The organism is Bartonella sp. SD1336NMGDW (assembly GCF_042193565.1).
Classification (GTDB): domain Bacteria; phylum Pseudomonadota; class Alphaproteobacteria; order Rhizobiales; family Rhizobiaceae; genus Bartonella; species Bartonella grahamii.
This window is the reverse complement of record NZ_JBHILW010000009.1, coordinates 15,096-39,787: the sequence shown is the minus strand read 5'-3', so window position 1 is coordinate 39,787 and position 24,692 is coordinate 15,096. Positions and strand designations below refer to the sequence as shown.

Genomic DNA, 24,692 nt, shown 5'->3' with positions numbered 1-24,692 from the left:
ATCATCCACCTCAGCCTAACATTTTTCAATATCACAAGCCTCCGTTGCTGAAAAATCATGCTTCTCCGGTTCACTATTTTTTGCATTCACTGGTACAATCTCGATACGCGAAACTGTTTTAACCTCCCCTTCTCCAGTCCCCTGAAGAGGCAACACTTTTGCAAGAAGCGAAAAAAACGGTACGGGATTGTTTAGAGCATGATATTGAAGATAAGACACCAGCCCATCTTCACCATAGTGATAGCCAGCCTGCTCCGCCGCAGTCAGAAGAGCTTCATTAAATCGCTTTGTTGTTTTATTTAAAGCCCCTTTTTTCCGCCCTCTTCGACGTAAGGGAAGACAATGTTCATCTACCATCATCATGATCCTTCCAACTAAAGAGAAACCAAAACCTCAAACACAAAAAATGATATGAAAATCAGGAATGAAACCTCAAAAGCAACCAGCAATTTTAAAAAAATGGGACACATACTAAAAGGTAAAAAACACCCACAAAGCACAAATTCTCTGCTCCGTTTTTACGGATCTCCATTTTTACAGATCACCATTTTTACGCTTTTACATTATTACAGAACAAAGCCAAATGAAACTCCCAAACCACCACCCCGCTCCACTTTGTAAACACTGGTCTGTTAACAATCTGATTTCTCGTCTATCAGATTTCCCTGCTGATTATTTCATATGGCTATCCCACACTTTAAAGAATGGTGTTTCATCAAACACGCCAGATAAGCTCTGATCTACAATTCGACTTCAAAAAGCAAATTTTCCTCTGCTGAATAAAGCTTCCACCCCGCACCGGTTTTAAACTATCATCCAACCTCTTACCCAATAAATTCCCCTACTAACATCAGATTACCGCCCCCAAACATTCCTATTTTACAGTATAACAGACTAAAAAATATTTTAATTTTCTTGCCAATCTTCTGAAACTACTTTATTGATAATTCTGTGTTTTTGATCGTCCACGCAACGGTCAAATAGGGATTTGAAAGCCCGAACGCTCAGTACATAAATTTATCCCGCTTTGCGGATATCCCGGAATTCCGGGAGCTTTTGCTATGTCCAAGTGCTTGTCAGCACTAAAAGCAAAAGGCTGGCTGAGCTCAGTGCTTTCAAACTCCCGGAATACTCATGCGAGGGCGCTCGCCCCCAGCGGGGGGCTTGAAGTGCCAACTAAAAATCCAGATTTCGCACTTTTTTAAAAAGTACCCAATCTTATAGTCTTTGAAATTATTTTGATTTTTCTTGCCAATCTTCTGAAATTGCCTTATGAATTGATCTGTGTTTTTGATCGTCCACGCAACGGTCAAATAGGGAGTTGAAGACCCGAAAACTCGTACATGAATTTATCCCGCTTTGCGGGTATCCCGGAGTTCCGGGAGTTTTTGCTATGTCCAAGTGCTTGTCAGCACTAAAAGCAAAAAAGCTGATTCGAGTTCAGTATTTTCAACCTCCCGGAATACCAATGCGAGGGCGCTCGCAACCGGAGGGGGGCTTGAAGTGCCAACTAAAAATTCACATTTCAACGACATTTCAATAGGTAAAAGAATCCGTTATAGACGTATTTCAATGGGGCTTTCTCAAAAAGAGTTAGGAAGCCATTTAGGTATCAGTTTCCAACAAATCCAAAAATATGAAAAAGGTTTAAATCGTGTAAGCGCGGGGTGTTTGCTCGAAATTGCTAAAAAACTAGAGGTTCCTATGAACTTTTTTTATGCGGACCTTTTAACAGCAGATATTTCCACAAAGGAACATGCCTTACACCACGATCAAGACACATACAGCGAAAAAGAACACGCACTTTTGAAAAACTTTAGAGAGCTCCAGCCGAAAAAACAAAAAGCAATTTTGTGGTTGATTTCTGATTAGACAAAAGCACACCCATCAACATCCCTCGCCAATATATCCAACATCCTTAAAATATAAGCTTCAGATCACGACACCTCAAAGAAGACAATTTTATCAGACAAGACAGATAAGCCCTGCCCTAAAATATTCCCTCACACACCTTTCTCCAGTCAACGCGATTTATACCCCTCTTCATCCCAACTTTCCCCACTCCATTCACAAATGCGTCCCCTAGTTCTCCGACCACATTCCATGTCAAGACAAAAGCATACAACGCATAAATCCTTCACTTCACTTTTACAGATTCACGTTTTTACGCTTTTCCATCTTTACAGAAAGCAGCCAAACGAAATTTCCAAACCAGCCCACCACTCAATAAACAAGAGTCTGTTAACAATCCCACTTTTTATCGAGCACATTGCATTTGGGCAACCACCTCTCACCACCCCTCAAAGAATGCTGTTTCACCAGACACGGACAGATAACCCCTACCCTCCAATATCCAGACACTCTCACAAAAAGCATCTTATAAATTGATGTACTTGAAGGTCTCTCAACGGCATATCTTTGCCTCTAATGCCCCATCTCCCCCTACCTCAAATGACAATATTTTACAGCATAAGGCATAAGGCATAAGAATATAATGAGATAATTTTTAAGATACAAAAAAATGCTCTCATTTTCCAAATCTTTTAATTGTTCTTGCCAATCCCTTGAAATTACTTTATCACTCAAAAGGTGCCTTGATCGTCTACGCAGCGATCAATAGGGAGTTGAAGCCCGAAAACTCAAACGTTAATTTACCCCACTTTGTGGGTATCCCGGAGTTCCGGGAGTTTTTGCTATGTCCAGGTGTGATAAGCACTAAAAGCAAAAATGCTGACTAGAGCTCAGTACTTTACTACTCCCGGAATACCAATGCGAGGGCGCTCGCAACCGGAGGGGAGCTTGAATTGCAAACAAAAAATCCACATTTTAATGACATTTCAATAGGTAAAAAAATCCGTCACAGACGTATTTCAATGGGACTTTCTCAAAAGGAGTTAGGAAGCTATTTAGGTGTCAGTTTTCAACAAATCCAGAAATATGAAAAAGGTTTAAATCGTGTAAGCGCGGGGTGTTTGCTCGAAATTGCTAAAAAACTAGCAGTTCCTATTACCTTTTTTTATACTGATATTTTTGCAGAAGAAGATATTCCCACAAAAGAAACTCTCTTACACCACGATCAAGACACATACAGCGAAAAAGAACACGCCCTTTTAAAAAACTTTAGAGAGCTCGAAGCGAAAAAACAAAAAGCAATCTTGTGGTTGATTTCTGATTAGACAGTGGTTAATTTCTGATTAGGCAAAAGCGCATCAATCGACATCCGTTGCCAATATTCCCCTCTGCCTAAAGTCTTGCCCGCCTGATATCACCACATCTCAAAAAACGGTTTACGGCACCGGTTTACGACATCATAGGATAACAAACTTCAAAATAGGATAAAAATACCAAAACCTTGGAAAAACATCCCCACCCCTCTCACAGAATTTTATCAAGAGATCTCTTCTGATTTAAACGCACAATTCCGATTGTATCATTATGATACCTTTTTACATTTACCTTGTCAAGTTTTTATATTTTTCTTTTGATATTTTTGTGTTTTTCTTTAAGGGAGCCACATCCCTCAAAACACCTTTTCTGCAAAATGCCCCTCATACAAAACACAATGTCTAAAACAACAAGAGCTAAAATAGGATTTTTCCTAAATAGGCATCCCTCTAAATGGGCTTCCGCCTAAATAGAATTCCCCCTAAATAGGATTTCCCCTCTAAATAGGATTTCCCCTCTAAATAGGATTTCATTGTATTTCTCATTCACCCACTTATTAAAAAAACATTTCTCAATGCTTCTCACACCCATTTCACGGATATCCCCCATACAAATATAGACGCAAATATAATTGTTAAATTTCGCATAGAATATAAAAGCCAACCACGATTTTTCTCTCTTCACACCTCTTTACACATCCCCTCTTTACAACATCACCCCTGCAATCTATTCACAGCTATTCCCAAACTCTTCTCTCTAGCCAACACACGAACAGCACTCTTCATTTCCCTCCATTCACACACTCTTCACCTCCCCAATCCTTCTCACCCCTCGACACCATGACAATATATTGATTTATAAGAAATAATTTAGCGTTATTGATACTGATTGAGAGTTCCAAACATCGTAAGATTCTCTCATTTCAAATCTCTCCCATGTTGAATCAATCAAAATCACTCGCTTGCACGTCAAAAGCAGGGGAGAGCCCGTATGGATAAAAAACGATTAAGAAAGGAATAAAAATGGCTCTTATGAACCGTCTCAAGTGCCAAAGGCTGTAGCCAACACCCACGAGCTAGCAAATATAATGATGATACCGACTTGCTTCTTCATAAGCGTAAAGATAGGAGTGCTCAATGGATTTATCATTATACCATGACAAAAAACACGCACAATACACAAAGCACAAATCCTCCGCATCATTTTACAGATCACCGTTTTTACGCTTTTACATCTTTACAGAACGTAAGCCAAACGAAACTCCCAAACCACCACTCCGCACCGCTCTGTAAACACGGGTCTGAAACAATCTGATTTCTCGTCTATCAGATTCCCCTGCTGATTATTTCATATGGCTATCCCACACCTCAAAGAAGGCTATTTCATCAGACAAGACAGATAAGCCCTGCCCTAAAATATTTCCCACAAGCTCTTCTCCAGTCAACACGCTTAACACCCCTCTTCATCCCAGCTTTCTCCGCTCCATTCACAAGAACCCATGTGGATAAAAAAACGATTAAGAAAGGAATAAAAATAGCTCTTATGAACCGTCTCAAGTGCCAAAGGCTGTAGCCAACACCCACGAGCTAGCAAATATAATGATGATACCGACTTGCTTCTTCATAAGCGTAAAGATAGGAGTGCTCAATGGATTTATCATTATACCATGACAAAAAACACGCACAATACACAAAGCACAAATCCTCCGCATCATTTTACAGATCAACGTTTTTACGCTTTTACATCTTCACAGAACGCATCCAAATGAAACTCCCAAACCACCACGCGACAATTTGATAAAAACAAAACACCTTTCAACAATCTCAAACAACAGATTTCCGTAAAGAGTTCATATGAATTTGATTGTTTAGATCTGACTATTAAATTGGCATATAGAGCCGTAGAACAGAAAGTAATTTTCTATAAGACAGAAACGATAAAAGCGCTATATAACTGAGACAGAACATGAAGAATTGCAAACAGATAAAACGATATCTCTTCTCATTACAATACTGAAATTGTAAACGAGACGACGGATAATTGTCGGCTGAATATGTAATTTTCACATCTGTAAATTTTTATTGATTAATTCAATCCCAACATTTCCCCTGAAACACATTTCTTCATTATCTACTTCTTTGAGACAAACCGGTAAAGGCGTTTCATCTATTATAAGTACGGACATAATAACGCGTTACTCCAGCCTCATCATAAGAAACCATAGACATGATACCTATCTTTATTGGCGTTATTTGATAAGTCAAGATTACACCATTTTGCTGTTTGTTTGGTTGATCTGTATAGATCACATTATATCCATTCCGTCGCAACAGATCAATAAATACGGGAGTAAAGTTGTCTCCTGTTTTATTTTTTTTCACAACAAGTGTTGTTGTAGCGGGCGGTAAAGGTTTTTTAAGATTATGAACAAAATCGTTAGCAATTAATTTTACATCATCTTGCGTAATATTTGGACTGACATAATTTGATGAATAATTACTCATAGATGCACAACCAGCCACCAATACAAGCGGTAACGGAAATAAATATTTTGACATCTTAACTCCCCTATTAATTGCATTCTCTCCTGAGAAGCTCCTACACCAGAAATAAGAGCATCCTTTCAAAGAATAGCCTTAACAACATACTGCTTTACAATCAAGCATTCGTTAATCACTTTCTCGCTTATTAAAAAAACGACCACCATCTCTCATAGTACTCAAAGCTTATGTTTAAGACACAAAATATATATGTTAAAAGTACGAAAAAACACATGTAAAGAATGTAGTATACATATAGTACATGTATACTTACTTTCATGGAGTGTTGCATTACATAAACCAACCCACAGCACTCTTCATTTCCCTCCATTCACACACTCTTCACCTCCCCAATCCTTCTCACCCCTCCATATCATGACAAAAAACACGCACAATACACAAAGCACAAATCCTCCGCATCATTTTACAGATCAACGTTTTTACGCTTTTACATCATTACAGAACAAAGCCAAGGAAAGGTTCACCACCCCGTACCACTCTATAAACAAAGGTCTGTAAAGAATTCAAATGCTTGCCTAGCAAGTTTCCACCACTGTCCACTCATTCGTTTCAGATCACCCCCTTCAAAGAGCGGTGTTTTTACCTCATGAATAAGATAATGAATGAACCGTCTTTAGAAAAAAGAAACGGCATGGAGATATCAAATATATCAATGGTCGTCATCGACTGTCGTGTTAAGAGGTGTTAACTCTTTATTTTTCTTAATTTTTACAACGCCAATCATTCCCGTGGAAATAATGAAGGCAGACATCGCTAAAAAAGAGCTTAACAATCCCACAAGCGCCAAAAATCCAGCAATAAAGCCAGACATTGCTTCCGCAGAGTTCGCTAAAGTTGAAAAGGTTCCAAAACTCTTACCAAAATCTTCACGACGAGAATATAATTGAATAGCTGAAACTAAACCAATATCCACAAAGGCACCAATAAATCCTAAAACAAATGCTAACACGAGAAGGAATTTTAAATAAAGTCCTGCAGCCAAGGGCATAACAAACAGAATAACCCCATAAAGAAGCCAAAATATCATGAGCTTCAACGATGTAATATTTAATATAATTTTATGATATAACAAACCACCAACAATAGTTCCAACAGCCATGAGAGAAAAAATATAACTCACAAGGCTCTCCTCTCCCCCTATAGAGAGAACAAAAGCTGGAATTAAAAATCTTAAAATAGCACCCGTAAAGAGAATAGCAAACGACGATCCAACCAGCGTAATAAATAAATGTTTATTTTCAGTAGAAATATATTTAAGATATGAAGCTGTTTCTCGATAAATTTTTATAAAATTGAATGATTTATTCTCGCTTGAATTTAAATTCATGAGATTAAATAACACGATAATAGATATAAAATAGGTAAAAAAATCAAAAATGAGTACTGCCGATTTATTTGCTAAAAAAAGCAGTAGGGAACAAACCAAAGGTCCAATGACGGCTGCAGTTTCCATGATAATTTGAGCAATGCTATTGGCCTTTGTAAGATCTTTTATTGAAAACATTCTGGGAATAGCAGCTTGAAAACTTGGTTGGAAAATACTTCTTCCTATCGTTGTACATATTGCTGCAACAATAAGAACAATGATATGTGCCGTACCTGTTATAGTGGTTATAAAAACGAATAATGAAGCTAATAATCTAACAACTTCACTTAAGATCATATTTTTCTTCAAAGAAAAATTATCCGCTAACCAACCTCCTATAGGGCCAAAAAAGAGAAAAGGGATAAATCGAAAAAAATACACAAGACCTATAAAAAAGGTGTTATCTGTTAATTCTAAGACCAGTAAAACAAAAACAACTTCATAAGCATAATCACCAACTTTAGAAATAAAGAGAGAGCAAAAAAGAGCTAAAGGACTCTTTTTTAAAAATAAATTCATACCAACCATCCAATGTTAAACTTTTTTACACTTAAAGTTACACTTCCTTCGATACAATTGGTGATATGAACTTCAGAAGAGTCTTTTATTCTAATAAATCACTTAATAAGTTAAGTGAAAATTTTTAAAGAAATACTCCTCTTGATATAAGCATTTAGACCAATATCAAGTAATATATTAATTTTTCTTTCTTATTTGCTTTAAAAAAGAAAGAATGTAAAAATTATGAGATCAAAATCTGCTATATTATTATATTGACTTCCAGCCCACGTCTCAAAGAATGAAAATTCCCAACCAGAACTAGTCTACAATCCCACGTCAAAAAGCAGCTTTCCCCACAAAATAAAGCTTACACCCAACCACTCCTCAAACGACAGCACTTCGTCAGGCTCAACAAATCAAGCCCTCTCTCCTTAAACCACCATCCTTCACGCATCTCTTTGCAATACCCGCCTTACCCACACTCTCCTCCTATCCATGCGCACTCTCTTCATTCTCCATTCCCCTTTTTCTCTCCCATCACACACTTAACAACTGAACACCCCTCTTCCTCTAAACTTTCCCCTCCATTCACGAAAACACTTCCCCCAATCCTTCTCACTCCTCCATACCATGACAAAAAACATGCCCAATATGAATTGGTGAATATTTCGTCTTTTTTGTAGATAGAATTACTTATAGGTAACAGTTTTAACATCATAGCTGGGTACATACTGTTAACATCATATACTTCAATTCCATTATATATATGTCCCCCTGTCTTGATTAAAAAAACAAAGCCACCTTTATATGCATTTCTTAATATCTCATCATCATTTAATTCTAAAGTAGGTGTTAAAAAAGTTGCTTTTGTAATTTCCGATAAATTGTTCATTACAGGGCTTGGTAAAGTATCGTATTTTTTTAAAGTATCCTTTTTTAATAAAATGTCTTTAAACCATATCTTTTATGATATCATCTTCAGCTTTTGAGAAATTATTTTTTAAATCAGTCTTTTAGCACTGCTCTCTTTAACAATATTTCTTTTTAATTTAGTTATTATATTTATTGTAGTGAATTAACTGATTTTCAGTTTCTGGATACGCTTTAAAATAAAAAGCACTATTTGGAATTGATTCATTATATTTATGGGCACAAACAGCAAAGTTTTCTTTTTTTGTTTAAACTTTTTTTCTGCTTGCCATTTTTTTAATTCTCTGCTAGCTTCACACACATTCTTAGTAGTGACGGTTTCCGAAGGTGCGATTTCCTCCATCGCCTTTATACCTAATGAAGTACTAAGATATGAATGTGCATAATTTATACGTTTTTTTAAGTTTTGCAGATCAGTTTTTTTGACATTGTTTACCCCAATGTTGAGAATTTTTTCCGCTATTGAAGCCCTCTGTTCCCGCAGAGGGCTTATTTTTATAATAAGGTGACAAGTATAACTTGTATCATCTATTTTTTCTTGTAATAAATTAATAAATTTTTTCACCATTAAAACATCTGTTTACAATTTCATAATCTTTAAACTCATAAGTTTTTTGTTTCTGGATTAGAAAATTGAACTTGCATTCTTATTTTAAAGTCAAGTCTCATTAGCAATACCGTGTATTTTATTACATAGTAAGCTCTATTATCGTTACTAGATTTAGTTAATTTTACTGATAAAATTAGGCCCATATTTTGACTGGTGGTTCCAAATTTAGAGACAATATCAAAAAATCTCGAATAGCTGTTCTTGCTATGACAAATAGAACTTTTTTATCATCAAAATACAGAACTGTTTGTACAGTATTAGTCTTTTTGTCTAAACTAGGAAGTTCTGCTTTACCTGCTGAATAACCTAGTACTTTAAATTTAAAATCAGCTTAACTATACATAAATCCACAAATCCCCCGCTTTGCTTTTACAGATTCACATTTTCACGCTTTTACACATTCACAGAATAAAGCCAAACGAAACTTCCAAACCACCACTCCGCACTGCTCTGTAAACACGGGTCTGTAAACGAACAAAGCTTTTTGCCTAGTACCCTTACAGTCTTCAGACACCCCCCTCAAACGACAGCACTTCATCAGGCTCAATAAATCAAGCCCTGCCCTCAAATATTCTAGCTCTTCACCCCCCCTCAAAGAGCCGTGTTTTACGGCACAATAGAATAGAAAATTTTTGATTTTTCTTGCCAATTTTCTGAAATTACTTTAACTTAAAGTGTAATTTTGGTCGTATACGCGACAATCAATAGAGAACTGAAAGCCCGAAACCTCGATACATAAGAATGAACCCACTTTTGTGGGTGTCCCGGAATTCCGGGAGATTTTGCTATGTCCAGGTGCGATGAGCACTAAAAGCAAAATGCTGATTCGAGGTCAGTGCTTTCAGGCTCCCGGAATACCAATGCGAGGGCGCTCGCCCCCAGCGGGGGGCTTGAAGTGCCAACCAAAAATCCATATTTCGCACTTTTTTAAAAAGTACCCAATTTTATAGTCTTTGAGATTATTTTGATTTTTCTTGCTAATCTTCTGAAATTACTTTATCACTTAAAGTGTAATTTTGGTCGTCTACGCAACGATCAATAGGGATTAAAAACCCGAAGACTTGACACATAAATTTATCCCGCTTTGCGGGTATCCCGGAATTCCGGGAGATTTTGCTATGTCCAGGTGCTTTGGCACTAAAAGCAAAAAGCTGAGTCAAGTCAGTGTTTTTAACTCCCGGAATACCAATGCGAGGGCGCTCGCAACCGGAGGGGGGCTTGAAGTGCCAACTAAAAATCCACATTTTATCGACATTTTGATAGGCAAAAGAATCCGTCACAGACGCATTTCAATAGGGCTTTCCCAAAAAGAATTAGGGAGCCATTTAGGTGTCAGTTTTCAACAAATCCAAAAATACGAAAAAGGCTTAAACCGTGTAAGTGCCAAATGTTTACTGGAAATCGCTCAAAAACTAGAAGTTCCTATGAACTTTTTTTATGCAGATATTGCCACAAAAGAAGATCTTCCCACAAAAGAAAATGCCTCACACCACAATCAAGAAACCTATAGCGAAAAAGAACACACCCTTTTAAAAAACTTTAGAGAGCTCAAAGCGAAAAAACAAAAAGCAATCTTGTGGCTAATTTCTGATTAAGCAACAGCGCAACGATCAACGTTATTCCATTCATATCCCCCCCTTAAGTCAAATTCAAACCAGCTTCCCCTCAAACGACAACACTTCATCAGGCTCAATAACTCAAGCTCTGCCCTCAAATATTCTAGCACACCACACCCCTTCAAAGAGCAATGTTTTATGGAAGGGAGGATAATCAGCTGCATTTTTGTTGTCACTTATAATTTTCCAGTGACTTTTGAATGCCTCAATTAGTCTTTTTATAGCACTTTCACTCTTTTTAAAGCTTCTTTCTCTGCTTCTTCTTTTAACTTCATGTCATTAGCGACTTCATACCTTTTTATTGTTTTTTCAATCTGATCATCAGTCCCTGCTTTAAAAACAATCATTGTTTCAAACGGACGAAATAATGACGATTGCGAAATATGAAAAAAGATATTCGTGCGCAAATTGTTTGGATCAAACTCGCTATACCCTTTTATTTTTAAGTCATCGATAGATATCGCTTTTTTTGACATGGCAAGACCAATAACATCGCTATTTCTCTCACCAAAATTTTGTACTTTTAAAAGGTTATTTTTAGCGTCATCAACTGTCGACATATTCATGACTTCGTTAAGAACTTGATCATTTATATCAAATTGAGCATTGCTGACAAAAATGAATACAAGATCACGCAAAGAACAAGCTTTTTGAAAATAACAAGCATTGTACAAACGTGAGCGAATCCCAAGACATCCGACTGCTTGTCGAATGATTTTTATAGCGAGCTCATATGATTTTTCATCTAAACGATGATCACGAATGTCTGGAATGTAGATTTCTTGTGTTTCTTGTAACGGTGCAACTTCACTGTTTAATGCACGATCAATAAGCTTTTCTAACCAATTGTAACTCTCAACATTATCCTGCTCTCGGAGAGACGATCTAATCTCTTCTAAAAGATTGTCCAGCCCATACTCTTCTCTAAAAGCACGCTCTGTTCGATCACACGTCACTAGAAATGGATAGCGATCTTTTCGTTTGTCCGGTATAGATGATGCGTCAATTTCTGGATCATTCACTTTAAATGGATCAACGCTTTCTCCACTTTTAACAGATATCGAATGCTCACCTCTAATAGTATCAAAAACTCTCGCCCCTTGCTCCTTCCTAAAAGAAATGTCTTGTTCAAGAAACATCTTTAATGGATTGGAATCGTCCGGTGTTAACGGCATATCCCGTATTAAAAAGTCCAAAATTTCCTGTTGAAGCTCATCATCACTTATTAACGAATCTTTCCTATCCTCGTAGAAATCCTTTAAGCCTTTTGGAATACGCCGATTGTAACTCTTAACCTCCTTTGCAAACCAGCTGTTAATTAATTCCTTGTTTGTGGCTAAGTTTGTGGCTAATTTCATGAGATTACACCCCCCGCTTAAATTTCAAATGATCCTTTTGATCAATAAACTCCAATACAGTTTTTATTAAAACTCTTAAAAAAAGTTCATTATCTTTTTGTTTTACTTAGTATTTACCATATTATAGTTTATTGGTAAATAAGAAAAGTAAAGTAAATTAAGATATAGATGATATTTTTAATATACACCTTCACTTAAACTTGCTTTTATAACAACGAATAGCGGAAATTTTAACCAAAAACAGGTTAGGGGTCTTGTTTTTAAGTCTTTATCTTGATTAAAAAACTGCAAAGGAGCAAACTTGATTGTGCAGATAATCATGCTTCATTATCTACGAGCCACTAACAAGAGTGCAATCAATCAAACAATTTTAAAAAACTTTTAGCAAAATTTTAAAGCAGAAAAACGCATATCACCGAAAAAAATGAGAGAGCAGTGCATTTTACGCATCCTCCACCTTTTTCTTAAACAGCAAAACTCCAACCCATCGTCAAAATATCTTCGTCTAAAATCCCCCATGCCACAGATCAGCCCCCTCAAAGAGCAATATTTTACGGCGAATAAACGGCATTTCTCTTTAACGCTTTTACGCACAAAGCAATAAAGCAATAAAGCAATCCCGCTTGTGACTTCACTTATAACATTGCAAGAAAATAGCTTTCACGACAAACAGAAGTAAAAGAATCCTACGATATTCGAGAACGCTCATTTAACATGCAAAAAAACCGACCACTCCCTTTGCTTTGCAATAAAACACCGCTGTCTCATCGTGAATTTTTCTAAATCAGCACGCCTCAAAGAGCGGTGTTTTATCACATAATAGGATTATCACCGCTCTTTATAGCGTGAATTTCTCCACACTTAATCTTCAGGCAAAAATTCCAACCGATCGCCTTGTTTTGTAATTTTCACCGTTGATTCATCGTGAATTTTTCCAAATAAGATATTTTCCGCCAGTGGATCTTGAATTTCTTTTTGGATAATCCGTTTAAGCGGACGCGCACCATAGAGCGGATCATAGCCTTTATTGGCAAGAAATTTTCTCACCTCTGGCTCGATTTGCAAAGTTATTTTGCGTTCATTGAGCAAATTTTGCAAATGTTCTATCTGAATATCGACGATCGCTTCCATATCGTGACGTTGCAGCCTTTGAAAGAGAATAATCTCATCAATACGGTTTAAAAACTCCGGACGGAAAGCCGCTTTCACGACATTCATAACATCATTTTTTGCCTGATCGGTTGTTTGTCCTTCAGGCAAAGCGGTTAAAAATTCAGCACCAAGATTAGAAGTCATAATCAGCAAGGTATTGCGAAAATCGACAGTACGTCCTTGACTATCGGTCAAACGTCCCTCATCAAGCACTTGCAACAAGAGATTAAAAATATCCGGATGTGCTTTTTCAATTTCGTCGAATAGAATGACCTGGTAAGGTCTTCTACGCACAGCTTCCGTCAGCACCCCACCCTCTTCATATCCGACATATCCAGGCGGCGCCCCAATCAGCCGCGCCCCAGCATGCTTTTCCATATATTCAGACATATCGATGCGCAACATGGCATTGGAGTCTTGGAACAGAAAAGCGGCAAGTGCTTTAGTTAATTCGGTTTTTCCCACACCGGTAGGACCCAAAAACATGAAAGAGCCAAGCGGACGATTGGGATCTTGCAACCCTGCGCGCGCACGACGTACAGCGCGAGAAACAGCTTGCACAGCCTCTCCCTGCCCAATCACACGTTTGCTAATTTCATCTTCCATCCGCAACAGCGCCTCCCGTTCTGCCTCCAGCATCCGATCAACAGGAATACCAGTCCAGCGTGAAACAATCCGTGCCACATGTTCAGCAGTAACCGTCTCTTCAACGAGATGATTTTGTTGATCATCATTTTCCGCGATGCTCAATTGTTTTTCGAGTTCAGGGATAACACTATAAGCGAGCTCTCCAGCGCGTTGGAATTGTCCGTCACGTTGTGCAATAGCCAAAGCATTACGGGCTTCTTCGAGTTGTTTTTTCAAATCAGCAGCATGCCCTAATTTTTGTTTCTCAGCCTGCCAAGCCGTTGTCATCTCAGCGGACTGTTGTTCCAATGTTTTCAGTTCCTCCTGCACATTTTTCAAACGTTCTTTTGCTGTTGGCTCGACATCTGTTTTCAAAGCTTCCCGTTCGATCTTCAACTGTAAAATACGCCGATCAACAGCATCGAGTTCTTCCGGCTTTGAATCGACCTGCATGCGCAACCGCGCCGCCGCTTCATCGATAAGGTCAATAGCTTTATCCGGCAAGAAACGATCCGTAATATAGCGGTTAGACAAACGCGCCGCCGCAATCAAAGCACTATCTGCCAAGCGCACTTTGTGATGTTGTTCATATTTTTCTTTAATACCGCGCAAAATAGAGATAGTATCCTCTAAAGAGGGTTCCGGTACAAAGACAGGCTGAAAGCGGCGTGCAAGAGCAGCATCTTTTTCAACATATTTTCGATATTCATCGAGCGTAGTAGCCCCCACACAATGGAGCTCTCCGCGTGCAAGAGCAGGCTTTAACAAGTTAGAAGCATCCATAGGCCCGTCAGATTTTCCAGCCCCCACGAGATTATGCAATTCATCGATAAACAAAATGATCTGCCCATTTTCAGCTTGCACCTCTGCCAGCACCGCTTTAAGGCGCTCTTCGAATTCCCCACGATATTTTGCACCAGCGATAAGCGCTCCCATATCCAGCGCATGAAGCTGTTTATCACGCAAGGTTTCAGGCACATCACCATTAACAATGCGCAATGCCAACCCTTCCACAATAGCTGTTTTCCCCACCCCTGGTTCACCAATAAGCACAGGATTATTTTTGGTCCGCCGTGAAAGCACCTGAATAGTGCGGCGGATTTCCTCTTCCCGCCCAATAACAGGATCCAGTTTTCCTTCACGGGCATCTTTTGTCAAATCACGAGCATATTTTTGCAAAGCATCATATTGGCTTTCGGCATGGGGGCTTGTTGCTGTTTTTCCCTTCCGCAAATCATTAATAGCCTCATTAAGCGCCTGCGCTGTCAACCCTCCGCTTGTAAGAATATCAGCAGTTTTTGCGGTCTTTTCCATGATCAGCGCTTGCAACACACGCTCCACAGTCACAAATTGATCACCAGCTTTTTTCGCCAGATCTTCCGCTATGTTAAAGACTTTTGCCAACGGCTGAGAGAGATAGAGCTGTCCATTTCCCCCTTGCACTTTAGGCAAAGCATCAAGCGCTTCGTTAAGCGCCTTTCGAATAAGAGTAAGATCACCACCCGCTTTTTGTATCAGTGATGCTGCCAATCCTTGAGAATCGTCTAACAACACTTTCAACAGATGCTCCGGCAAAAACTGCTGATGATCAGAAGCAAGGGCACCACTTTGTGCTGATTGTAAAAAACCCTGCACGCGTTCGCTATATTTTTCCAAGTTCATTTTTTTTCCTTAAATCTCAAGCCACCACCGCACTTTAAATTCCCCCAACATTCCACAAAAGAGACATCTTCAAAGGACCAACCACCCCCCACAAAACACCGCAAATGATGCCACATGAAGAAGAACCGTAGTGCTAAAAAGAATATGGGTCCTCACAAGCCCTATAGCAAGAGGGAGAGAAAGGCACACTGTCATTATTTAAATAAAAACTGCAACTCCCCTATAACCCCACCATCACAGCCCTCACCATCACAGCCCTCACCATCACAGCCCTCACCAGCACAGCCCCACCAGCAAAGCCTCACCATCACACACTTAACAACTTAACACCCCTCTTCCTCCCAACTTCCCCTCCATTCACAGCACTCTTTCCCCCATTTATCTCACCCCATTCCCCGCCAGACAAAAGCCCAACATGACCCCAAAACACGCACAATGCATAAATCCATAAGTCCTCCACTTCACTTTTACGGATATACATTTTTACGCTTTTACATCTTTACAGAACGTAAGCCAACGAAACTTCCAAACTATCGCCCCGCACACCGCTTTGTAAACACTGGTCTGTAAACAATCCAGCTTCTTATCTAAGGAAGGACTACTGATCACTTCATATAATTATCACCACCCCCCAAAAGACGCACTTCATCAGACAAGGCAGTTAAGTCCAGCCTAAAATATTCCCTTACACACTCTTCTCCAACCAACGCGCTTAACACCCCTCTTCCTCCCAACTTCCCCGCTCCATTCACAAATGCGTCCCCCCATTTATCTCACCACATTCCATGCCAGACAAAAGCCCAACATGACCCAAAACACGCACAATGCATAAATCCACAAATCCTCCACTTCACTTTTACAGATTCACATTTTTACGCTTTTACATTATTACAGAACAAAGCTAAAGGAAAGGTTCACCACCCCACGCTGCTCTATAAACAATAGTCTATAAACGAACAAAGCTTTTTGCCTAATCCCCTTACAGTCTTCAGACACCCCTCCTCAAACGACAGCACTTCCTCAGACTCAACAAATCAAGCCCTATCATGAATATTCTAGCTCTTCCCCCCTAAAAGAGCGATGTTTTATGGCATAACAGAATAAAAAATATTTTTGATTTTTCTTGCCAATATACTGAAATTACTTTACAAATTTAAAGCGTGTTTTTGATCGCCAACACAGCGATCAAGAGGGAAGACAAGCCCTAAGCTCTAGCGTAAAAACGAACCCACTTTGCGGATATCTTGAGTTTCCGGGAGTTTTTGCTATGTCCAGGTGCTTTAAGCACTAAAAGCAAAAAAACTGACTCGGATTCAGTATTTTCAACCTCCCGGAATACCAATGCGAGGGCGCTCGCAACCGGAGGGGGGCTTGAAGTGCCAACTAAAAATCCAAATTTTATCGACATTTTGATAGGCAAAAGAATCCGTTACAGGCGCATTTCAATAGGACTTTCCCAAAAAGCATTAGGAAGCCATTTAGGCGTCAGTTTTCAACAAATCCAAAAATACGAAAAAGGCTTCAATCGTGTAAGTGCCAAATGTTTACTGGAAATCGCCCAAAAACTAGAAATTCCCGTGAACTTTTTTTATGCAGACATTGCCACAAAAGAAGATATTCCTACAAAAGAAAATCTTTCAATACATGCCCCACACCATGATCAAGAAACCTATAGCGAAAAAGAACAGGCACTTTTAAAAAATTTTAGAGAGCTCCAGCCGAAAAAACAAAAAGCAATCTTATGGTTAATTTCTGATTAAGCAAAAATGCAACGATCAATATATCCTCCCCCCCTGCCTAAAATTTCCCATACCTGATATCACCACATCCCTCAAACAATACTGTTTTATGACATATTGATTTTTCTTGCCAATTTTCTGAAATTACTTTATCACTTAAAGTGTAATTTTGGTCGTCTACGCAGCGATCAAGAGGGAACTGAAAGCCCTAAGCTCTAGCGTAAAAATGAACCCACTCTTGTGGGTGTCCCGGGGTTCCGGGAGATTTTGCTATGTCCAGGTGCTTTAAGCACTAAAAGCAAAAAGCTGACTAGAGCTCAGTACTTTCAGACTCCCGGAATACCAATGCGAGGGCGCTCGCAACCGGAGGGGGGCTTGAAGTGCCAACTAAAAATCCACATTTTATCGACATTTTGATAGGCAAAAGAATTCGCCACAGGCGCATTTCAATAGGACTTTCCCAAAAAGCATTAGGAAGCCATTTAGGCGTCAGTTTTCAACAAATCCAAAAATACGAAAAAGGCTTCAATCGTGTAAGTGCCAAATGTTTACTGGAAATCGCCCAAAAACTAGAAATTCCCGTGAACTTTTTTTATGCAGACCTTGCCACAAAAGAAAATCTTTCAATACATGCCCCACACCATGATCAATGCACCTATAGCGAAAAAGAACACACCCTTTTAAAAAATTTTAGAGACCTCCAGCCAAAAAAACAAAAGGCAATCTTATGGTTAATTTCTGATTAGGAAAAAATGCAACGATCAATATATCCTCCCCCCCTGCTTAAAATTTCCCATACCTGATATCCCCCCCAAAGAGTGATGTTTTACAGCATGATAGGATAATTCACGCTATAGCTCGTTTTCTGTTTCTGTTATTGCTTTAAGCCAAGCTGCTTGAGGATCAGCGACTGGGGTTTAAAGTTTGACTATTCGTAGCAAAGCAGAGTCACACAAAAATGACATTGTTGCTCAAAACCATGCCCCCTATTGAGTTTACGAGACAGTGGAACAGTGTCAAGAAGGCAAAGCCCCGAAAAAAAACATATGAGCGGTTAAGTAAAAATCAAAAATTGAATCTATAACGTTGAAAAAGCTTCCCGATGCTGGATTATTCCCGTGCCCCCTGAATCTCAGAAAAATGATTTAAAATACATGTTTCGTTGATGAGCCAATCATTGAGAACGAACAATTGACAAAGAACGGTTCACCAATATCCTGATAGCCAATAAACAGAATAATCCACTCAATCCAGAAAGAAGGAACAATTTTCCAGCCGAAGTGTGACCTAAAACAAACGCTCCAACAAAGGGCGCCACCAACATAGCTAAATTTTGTATAGACTGCACCCATCCGGAAGCCACCCCAATCTGTTCATTGAAATTGCTTACCAGATAAACATTAGAAGATATGGAAAAGTAAGCGCTCACCATTCCAATAAGAAAAAAACAGAACAACAAAGTCTCAATACGGAGTAAATCAAAGTAAAAAAAGCACACTGAGATCATGACAAAACCAATCATTGATGACATTGCCGGCATTAACAACTCCGATATTTTGCCTGTAAGGGGTTTATGCTTTGATTGTTTCACACGCCAAAACCCATAGAGAAAATTACCAATCGCCGAAGCCGATACCAACATCCCAAGAGCTTGTTTATTCATTTTCATTACACTAAGAATAACGGGCAACTGATTATTCACCATAAAGATCATGGCAAAATACACAAATATCACCGCCACATAGGCATACCAAGTTGTCCCATAAAGCCTCTGCTGTACTTGCGTGGTATTCGCTTTTTTTATTCTTAGCGACGAGACAGGTTGTGCACCAATAAAACAAAACACGATAAAGCCTAGCAATGTCAGAAATCCAGAAAACAATAAAGTATATGTATCTGACAAAAATGCAGAGAGAGCACTACCCAAAGCAGGTCCTATCATCTTCGCCATGCTATTGATCATGTTAAGCACAGAATAGTAACGAGTCCGTCCGTTCGTGTTTAGGCACCGAATTTGCACTAAGAACGGAAATTGCAGGCATGGCGACACTATTGAATATCGCTCGAATAACTGCCAATATAATAAATCCTTGCAGACTCGTCGCCAGCAATAAACCGACAGTACATAGCGCCCGTAACAGCAGTGACGCCCGCAGCCAATGGATCATAGAACGGTGACTTACCAACATTCCAATTGGCTTAGACAGAACGATACCAGGTAATAATGTTGCCGCTCCAATAAAAGCGACATCATATTGATCAGCTTTCCAGATGAACACAGATACGGTCAAAATCACGATATAATCAATCCAGCCCCCAAATGACACCATACCATTACCCAGCAAAAGCACCAACAAGCGATTGTTTGCTGCCCCATCTCTTTGCACCAAAACACGCACCCCTCTTTTTCCTTAGCAATACTTTAGCAATATTGATTGGATGATCAATCTTGCCTCACACCCTAAAGACATCAACAACTTTCACGCAACAAAGCACCAGCAAACGATTGTTTGCTGCCCCATCTATTTGCACCAAAACACGCGCCCTTCTTTTTCCTTAGCCATACCTCAGCAATACTGATGAGATGATCAATTCTTCCCTCACACCCTAAAGACATCAACAACCTCCCCGCAACAAAGCACCAGCAAGCGATTGTTTGTTGCCCCATCTATTTGCACCAAAACACGCGCCCCTCTTTTTCCTTAGCCATACCTCAGCAATATTGATGAGATGATCAATTCTTCCCTCACACCCTAAAGACATTATCGACCTCCCCGCAACAAAGAAATTTATAATTACAAAACCACTAGTGCTAAGTCTTAGATATATATTAAAACTTTCATCATTGATTGAACTTAATCTGCATCTCTACGAACGACGACAATAAGCAAGCCGTTAATCCAACCCTTGAATCCATTTACGATAATCCCGCGTACCCCCTTAAGCTCCAACACAAAAAACGCTCTGAGCATTCTCTCCTCAAGAGGACTCTTTATTCTTCCTCATCACTTTTCTGCGGCGGGGGCGGTAAAATATAAGCGCCAGAAAGCCAACGATTAAGATCAATGGCTCGGCACCGTGTGGAACAAAAAGGATAGGCGTTTTGTTGTGCCATCTGACCACAAATCGGACAAGGATGCGGAAGGCGAGTCTCTTTTTGCAAATTGAGCTCTTTTTTTTCTTGGCGCACCTTTGTCATTTGCTCCTTCATTAGTTTTTCTTCTGTTCCTTTTTTTTCATTTTGGCTTTTCTCTTTTTTTTGGTTTTCACCTTGCATTGATCTTGCCTTAAAGTTTTTCTAATGCGTTTCTTCAGCCCAGTGCGTAAAAAGCGGATAGTGATAAGCGGTCAAGAGATCGGCTGTTTCAGCCAACGGTAAACCAACCACATTGGAATAAGAACCCCTGATATAGACAACAAAAGCACCGGCTTTTCCCTGAATAGCGTAGCCACCCGCTTTCCCTTGCCATTCTCCTGAAGCAAGGTAAGCCTTCATCACAGCAGGGGTTAAGCGTCTAAAACGGACACGACTTTCAACCAATTTTACGGTTTTTTTCCCCTTTTCATTCAAGGCACAAATAGCGCCATAGACCTTATGCGCCCGCCCCGAAAGGTATCGCAAACATTCATAAGCCTCGTCTTCACCCTCTGGTTTAGGGAGAATGGTGCGCCCCACAGCCACCACCGTATCAGCAGCCAAGATAATCATTTTCTGTTGAGGTAATTCTTCTTGAGCATTCTGATTGTACCAGCGCAAAATTTCTTGGGCTTTCAGGGCTTTTTCTTTTGCCAAACGTTTGGCAAGGTTTGCAGGATGTTCTTTTAATTTTGGCGTTTCATCAATATCGCTTGCACAAACCTGCTGAGGATCAATCCCTATTTGTGCTAAGAGCGCTAAACGCCTTGGCGAAGCGGAAGCAAGCACCAAATGAATTTCTTCTGTAAGAGCATCTGCCAAACGTTTTTCCCCCCACTCTCTTATATTTTTCATTTCCACCCCTTCACAATCGACTTCCCTCTCACCCCTTTTAAACACCCCCTTTTACGCGACCCCCTTTAAGCGCCCCTTTTTAAGCACTCCCTTTTAAGAGCCCCTTTTTAAGCGCCATTAATCTCCTTGATCTTTTTCCGCATTAATTTTACAGTTTTTCAAGGCCATTCAAACACTCCCCTTTTTTCACTCATGAAAAGCAAGCTTAAAAACTGTTAAAAAATAATAGAAATAATATGATGGCTTTTACAAAAAAGCACAAGCCACCCCTAAGGCTACTTATAGCGATATGTAATGCGCCCTTTTGTCAAATCATAAGGTGTCATTTCCACCATGATTTTATCACCTGCCAACACGCGAATACGATTTTTTCGCATTCTACCAGCAGTATGCGCAATAATTTCATGATCATTTTCCAGTTTCACACGAAACATTGCGTTCGGTAAGAGTTCAGTAACGATACCAGAAAATTCTAAAACTTCTTCTTTTGACATAAACAAACATTTCCTTTACAGTGCACATTTTTGTTAAGCTGTGCGTTATTTCCAGCGTTCATACCCTATTTTCTTGAGTTTGTGAATAAAAATTCAACAAAAAGAGAAAGGTTTTTCAAGTTTACTCTCTCATGCGCTCAAAAAACATCACCCCACACATTTTGGCACAAAACTTTCTCTCCACCAATTTTACCCACCCATTTCCTCCAATTTTTATGATGATCTTGATTTCAGAGTGACGAGAAATTACGCTAAATTTTCTCCCCCTCAAGCATTTTCCCAACGCCTCTGACTTATCCTCCACCACTTACAAACAATCATCCTCCCTCCAACTTTTCCTCACCTTCTCCCTTCCACACCTTAAACATGCGCCCTTCAGATAAACACCACTCCCCACACCAAAAGCCCCCTCCTTTTCTCAAAAACCTCCTCCATTCTTCACGCAGCCTTCCACAACATCCTTCACCACCCCACACGCCACTCTCTATGCATTTCCCGCACAGCCTTGCCCCATTTTTCCTCTCTCCACACATTTCCTCTAAGCCACTCCTTCCATTTATGTTGCTCTCCCTACCTTCGAAAACACGATCCCCATACATTGCGTATCATTAACCACAACGCCCCTAACGACATAAAGCCTTTTCCTTTTTTGCACATTTCCGTTTTCACGCTTTTACACATTTACAGAAAGCAACAAAATGAAACTTCCACCCCTCCCCACACCACTCTAAAAACAATACTCGACAACCCAGCTTCTTACCTACCCAACACCCCCTATAAACTTCAGATCCCCCCCCGCACTCCAGATCACCCCCTCAAATGACACCACTTCATTAAGGACCATAAGCCAAGCCTATCTCCTCACACCATCCTTCATGCATCCCCTTCGCACCACCGTCTCTTATCCCCCCCTTCTAATCTGTTCATTCCCATTCCCTACCCCCTCTCTTCTCTCTCATCAACGCACCCGCCTCTTCATCCCAGCTTTACCCCCCTTTATAGACCGCGTCACCCCCACACCCCAATCTTCCCTCCACTCCTCTCATCACATGCCATGCCATGCCATGCCATGCCATGCCATGATAAAATCACACACCACGCATAAAGTCGCACCTTCCTTTTTTGCACATTTCCGTTTTCACGCCTTTACACATTTACAGAAAGCAGCCAAACGAAACTTCCACCCCACCCCGCGCTACTCTAAAAACAATACTCGACAACCCAGCTTCTTACCTAGCCAACACCCCCTATAAACTTCAGATCCCCCCACGGACTTCAGATCACACCCCTCAAACGAGACTATTTCACCAGACCAGAAAAGGAAATCCAGCCTAAATATTCATCACACACTCTCACAAAAAACACCTTGATAAATTGATATGCCTGATACCACACCCCCTATAAGCTCCCCTTCTAATCATGATTTCGGAGCCGCGTGAGAGAGACAAAACAAGCCGTTAGGTTTCTTGGGGTCAAGGACGCCGTTAGGCGCCATGTAATGGTCTCCTTGACCTTAAGAACCTAGGATTGTTAGTCTCCTCATTAAACGCGGATCTGAAATCATGATTTTGGTGAGCGTTCCGGAGAGTTTGAAAGACGGACAGCCTCTCATTAAAAAATAAAGTTTATAAATAAAAACTATTTTTGTTTGCCAATCTCCTGAAATTACTTTATGACTTAAAAGATATTTTGATCGTCCACGCAGCGATCAAGAGGGAAAACAAGCCCTAAACCCTAGCGTACAATAGAACCCACTTTTGTGGGGGGCCCGGAATTCCGGGAGTTTTTGCTATGTCCAAGTGCTTTAAGCACTAAAAGCAAAAAAACTGACTAGGGTTCAGTACTTGTGACTCCCGGAATACCAATGCGAGGGCGCTCGCAACCGGAGGGGGGCTTGAAGTACAAACTAAAATCCAAATTTTATCGACATCTCTATAGAAAAAAACGCTATTTATAATCCATATTTCGCACTTTTTTAAAGAGTACCCAATCTTGTAGTCTTTAAGATTACTTTGATTCTTCTTGCCAATCTCCTGCAATTACTTTATCACTTAAAGAGTGATTTTGATCGTCTACGCAGCGATCAAGAGGGAAAACAAGCCCTAAACCCTAGCGTACAATTGAGCCCACTTTTGTAGGTTTCCCGGAATTCCAGGAGATTTTGCTATGTCCAAGTGCTTCTCAGCACTAAAAGCAAAAAGCTGAGTCAAGTCAGTGTTTTCAGACTCCCGGAATACCAATGCGAGGGCGCTCGCAACCGGCGGGGGGCTTGACGTGCAAACCAAAAATCCACATTTTATCGACATTTTGATAGGCAAAAGAATTCGTCATAGACGCATTTCAATGGGACTTTCCCAAAAAGCATTAGGAAACTATTTAGGCGTCAGTTTCCAACAAATCCAAAAATATGAAAAAGGCTTCAATCGTGTAAGCGCAGGGTGTTTACTCGAAATCGCCCAAAAACTAGATGTTCCCATAAGCTTTTTTTATGCAGACCTTGCTACAAAAGAAACTCTCTTACACCACAATCAATACACCTATAGCGAAAAAGAGCACGCCCTTTTAAAAAATTTTAGAGAGCTCAAGCCGAAAAAACAAAAAGCAATCTTGTGGTTGATTTCTGATTAAGCAAAAGCGCACACAAAGCATAAATCCCTCCGCATCATTTTACGGATATACATTTTTATTTTACGGATCAACGTTTTTATGCTTCTCTACATTTACAGAAAGCAGCCAAACGAAACTTTCAAATTCCTCTCGCACCGCTTTGTAAACATAGGTTTGTCAACAATACAGCTTCTTACTCTAGCGAATTCCCCTGCTGATTTCAGATCACCACCCCTCAAAGGATGATATTTCATCAAACGCGACAGATACGTCCTATTTTAAAATATTCTTGCCCCTTCACCACCCTAAAGTA

General features: G+C 39.8%; 21 protein-coding genes. 6 read left to right on the top strand and 15 right to left on the bottom strand.

What is annotated here, in order from left to right:
• Positions 1-15: 15 nt before the first annotated feature.
• A complete protein-coding gene (locus ACFIKH_RS06410; protein WP_375671236.1) occupies positions 16-357 on the bottom strand; it encodes a hypothetical protein in 342 nt (113 codons plus the stop codon).
• 1,146 nt (positions 358-1,503) lie between these two features.
• On the opposite strand from ACFIKH_RS06410, the gene ACFIKH_RS06405 reads away from it, so the two are divergent.
• Positions 1,504-1,872 carry a helix-turn-helix domain-containing protein gene (locus tag ACFIKH_RS06405; protein ID WP_375671234.1) on the top strand — a complete coding sequence of 123 codons (369 nt, stop codon included), beginning with the start codon at positions 1,504-1,506 and terminating at the stop codon, positions 1,870-1,872.
• A gap of 932 nt (positions 1,873-2,804) precedes the next feature.
• A complete protein-coding gene (locus ACFIKH_RS06400) occupies positions 2,805-3,176 on the top strand; it encodes a helix-turn-helix domain-containing protein (protein ID WP_375671232.1) in 372 nt (123 codons plus the stop codon).
• A gap of 2,151 nt (positions 3,177-5,327) precedes the next feature.
• On the opposite strand, the gene ACFIKH_RS06395 is transcribed toward ACFIKH_RS06400, so the two are convergent.
• From ACFIKH_RS06395 to ACFIKH_RS06380, 4 genes are all read right to left on the bottom strand, one after another.
• Positions 5,328-5,723 (bottom strand): hypothetical protein, encoded by a 396-nt coding sequence (locus tag ACFIKH_RS06395; RefSeq protein ID WP_375625383.1) that lies wholly within the window; start codon positions 5,721-5,723, stop codon positions 5,328-5,330.
• A 652-nt stretch (positions 5,724-6,375) separates the two neighbouring features.
• On the bottom strand, positions 6,376-7,611 hold the full coding sequence (locus tag ACFIKH_RS06390; RefSeq protein ID WP_375671230.1) for an MFS transporter: 1,236 nt from the start codon (positions 7,609-7,611) through the stop codon (positions 6,376-6,378).
• Between the two features lie 490 nt (positions 7,612-8,101).
• Complete coding sequence (locus tag ACFIKH_RS06385; RefSeq protein ID WP_375651941.1) at positions 8,102-8,539, bottom strand: DNA polymerase; 438 nt, start codon at positions 8,537-8,539, stop codon at positions 8,102-8,104.
• Between the two features lie 129 nt (positions 8,540-8,668).
• Positions 8,669-9,091 carry a hypothetical protein gene (locus ACFIKH_RS06380; protein WP_375625381.1) on the bottom strand — a complete coding sequence of 141 codons (423 nt, stop codon included), beginning with the start codon at positions 9,089-9,091 and terminating at the stop codon, positions 8,669-8,671.
• Positions 9,092-10,356: 1,265 nt separating this feature from the next.
• Here ACFIKH_RS06380 and ACFIKH_RS06375 point away from each other — a divergent pair.
• Positions 10,357-10,728, top strand: a complete 372-nt coding sequence (locus ACFIKH_RS06375) for a helix-turn-helix domain-containing protein (protein WP_375671244.1) — start codon at positions 10,357-10,359, stop codon at positions 10,726-10,728.
• Between the two features lie 239 nt (positions 10,729-10,967).
• Here ACFIKH_RS06375 and ACFIKH_RS06370 read toward each other — a convergent pair whose 3' ends face one another.
• The 3 genes from ACFIKH_RS06370 to ACFIKH_RS06360 all read right to left on the bottom strand — a co-directional run bounded on the left by ACFIKH_RS06370 (position 10,968) and on the right by ACFIKH_RS06360 (position 16,300).
• Positions 10,968-12,107, bottom strand: coding sequence for a hypothetical protein (locus tag ACFIKH_RS06370; RefSeq protein ID WP_375671228.1), 1,140 nt, complete (start codon positions 12,105-12,107; stop codon positions 10,968-10,970).
• Between the two features lie 861 nt (positions 12,108-12,968).
• A complete protein-coding gene (gene clpB, locus ACFIKH_RS06365; protein WP_375671226.1) occupies positions 12,969-15,548 on the bottom strand; it encodes an ATP-dependent chaperone ClpB in 2,580 nt (859 codons plus the stop codon).
• Positions 15,549-16,153: 605 nt separating this feature from the next.
• Positions 16,154-16,300, bottom strand: coding sequence for a hypothetical protein (locus tag ACFIKH_RS06360; protein WP_375625376.1), 147 nt, complete (start codon positions 16,298-16,300; stop codon positions 16,154-16,156).
• A 624-nt stretch (positions 16,301-16,924) separates the two neighbouring features.
• Between ACFIKH_RS06360 and ACFIKH_RS06355 the strand changes: the two genes are divergently transcribed.
• Positions 16,925-17,308, top strand: a complete 384-nt coding sequence (locus ACFIKH_RS06355) for a helix-turn-helix domain-containing protein (protein WP_375651925.1) — start codon at positions 16,925-16,927, stop codon at positions 17,306-17,308.
• A gap of 359 nt (positions 17,309-17,667) precedes the next feature.
• A complete protein-coding gene (locus tag ACFIKH_RS06350; RefSeq protein WP_375670369.1) occupies positions 17,668-18,033 on the top strand; it encodes a helix-turn-helix domain-containing protein in 366 nt (121 codons plus the stop codon).
• Positions 18,034-18,461: 428 nt separating this feature from the next.
• Here ACFIKH_RS06350 and ACFIKH_RS06345 read toward each other — a convergent pair whose 3' ends face one another.
• From ACFIKH_RS06345 to ACFIKH_RS06315, 7 genes are all read right to left on the bottom strand, one after another.
• Positions 18,462-19,238 (bottom strand): hypothetical protein, encoded by a 777-nt coding sequence (locus ACFIKH_RS06345; RefSeq protein ID WP_375671224.1) that lies wholly within the window; start codon positions 19,236-19,238, stop codon positions 18,462-18,464.
• A gap of 13 nt (positions 19,239-19,251) precedes the next feature.
• Positions 19,252-19,677 (bottom strand): hypothetical protein, encoded by a 426-nt coding sequence (locus ACFIKH_RS06340; RefSeq protein ID WP_375671222.1) that lies wholly within the window; start codon positions 19,675-19,677, stop codon positions 19,252-19,254.
• An 80-nt stretch (positions 19,678-19,757) separates the two neighbouring features.
• Complete coding sequence (locus ACFIKH_RS06335; RefSeq protein WP_375671220.1) at positions 19,758-19,955, bottom strand: hypothetical protein; 198 nt, start codon at positions 19,953-19,955, stop codon at positions 19,758-19,760.
• A gap of 324 nt (positions 19,956-20,279) precedes the next feature.
• Positions 20,280-20,564 carry a DNA gyrase inhibitor YacG gene (gene yacG, locus ACFIKH_RS06330; RefSeq protein ID WP_375671218.1) on the bottom strand — a complete coding sequence of 95 codons (285 nt, stop codon included), beginning with the start codon at positions 20,562-20,564 and terminating at the stop codon, positions 20,280-20,282.
• A 21-nt stretch (positions 20,565-20,585) separates the two neighbouring features.
• The gene (locus ACFIKH_RS06325; protein ID WP_375648872.1) at positions 20,586-21,278 is read right to left on the bottom strand and encodes a Maf family nucleotide pyrophosphatase; all 693 of its coding nucleotides are present in this window, start codon (positions 21,276-21,278) and stop codon (positions 20,586-20,588) included.
• Between the two features lie 275 nt (positions 21,279-21,553).
• The gene (gene infA / locus ACFIKH_RS06320) at positions 21,554-21,772 is read right to left on the bottom strand and encodes a translation initiation factor IF-1 (protein ID WP_004857577.1); all 219 of its coding nucleotides are present in this window, start codon (positions 21,770-21,772) and stop codon (positions 21,554-21,556) included.
• A 317-nt stretch (positions 21,773-22,089) separates the two neighbouring features.
• A complete protein-coding gene (locus ACFIKH_RS06315; RefSeq protein ID WP_375626353.1) occupies positions 22,090-22,248 on the bottom strand; it encodes a hypothetical protein in 159 nt (52 codons plus the stop codon).
• A gap of 1,798 nt (positions 22,249-24,046) precedes the next feature.
• Here ACFIKH_RS06315 and ACFIKH_RS06310 point away from each other — a divergent pair.
• Positions 24,047-24,400 (top strand): helix-turn-helix domain-containing protein, encoded by a 354-nt coding sequence (locus ACFIKH_RS06310; protein WP_375671216.1) that lies wholly within the window; start codon positions 24,047-24,049, stop codon positions 24,398-24,400.
• Positions 24,401-24,692: the final 292 nt, after the last annotated feature.

What these genes read in the sequence shown, in the direction of transcription:
- ACFIKH_RS06410 (WP_375671236.1), bottom strand. Translation starts at nt 357, where the DNA reads ATGGTAGATGAACATTGTCTTCCCTTACGTCGAAGAGGGCGGAAAAAA.
- ACFIKH_RS06395 (WP_375625383.1), bottom strand. Translation starts at nt 5,723, where the DNA reads ATGTCAAAATATTTATTTCCGTTACCGCTTGTATTGGTGGCTGGTTGT.
- ACFIKH_RS06390 (WP_375671230.1), bottom strand. Translation starts at nt 7,611, where the DNA reads ATGAATTTATTTTTAAAAAAGAGTCCTTTAGCTCTTTTTTGCTCTCTC.
- ACFIKH_RS06380 (WP_375625381.1), bottom strand. Translation starts at nt 9,091, where the DNA reads ATGGTGAAAAAATTTATTAATTTATTACAAGAAAAAATAGATGATACA.
- ACFIKH_RS06370 (WP_375671228.1), bottom strand. Translation starts at nt 12,107, where the DNA reads ATGAAATTAGCCACAAACTTAGCCACAAACAAGGAATTAATTAACAGC.
- clpB (WP_375671226.1), bottom strand. Translation starts at nt 15,548, where the DNA reads ATGAACTTGGAAAAATATAGCGAACGCGTGCAGGGTTTTTTACAATCA.
- ACFIKH_RS06345 (WP_375671224.1), bottom strand. Translation starts at nt 19,238, where the DNA reads ATGGCGAAGATGATAGGACCTGCTTTGGGTAGTGCTCTCTCTGCATTT.
- ACFIKH_RS06335 (WP_375671220.1), bottom strand. Translation starts at nt 19,955, where the DNA reads ATGGGGCAACAAACAATCGCTTGCTGGTGCTTTGTTGCGGGGAGGTTG.
- yacG (WP_375671218.1), bottom strand. Translation starts at nt 20,564, where the DNA reads ATGCAAGGTGAAAACCAAAAAAAAGAGAAAAGCCAAAATGAAAAAAAA.
- ACFIKH_RS06325 (WP_375648872.1), bottom strand. Translation starts at nt 21,278, where the DNA reads ATGAAAAATATAAGAGAGTGGGGGGAAAAACGTTTGGCAGATGCTCTT.
- infA (WP_004857577.1), bottom strand. Translation starts at nt 21,772, where the DNA reads ATGTCAAAAGAAGAAGTTTTAGAATTTTCTGGTATCGTTACTGAACTC.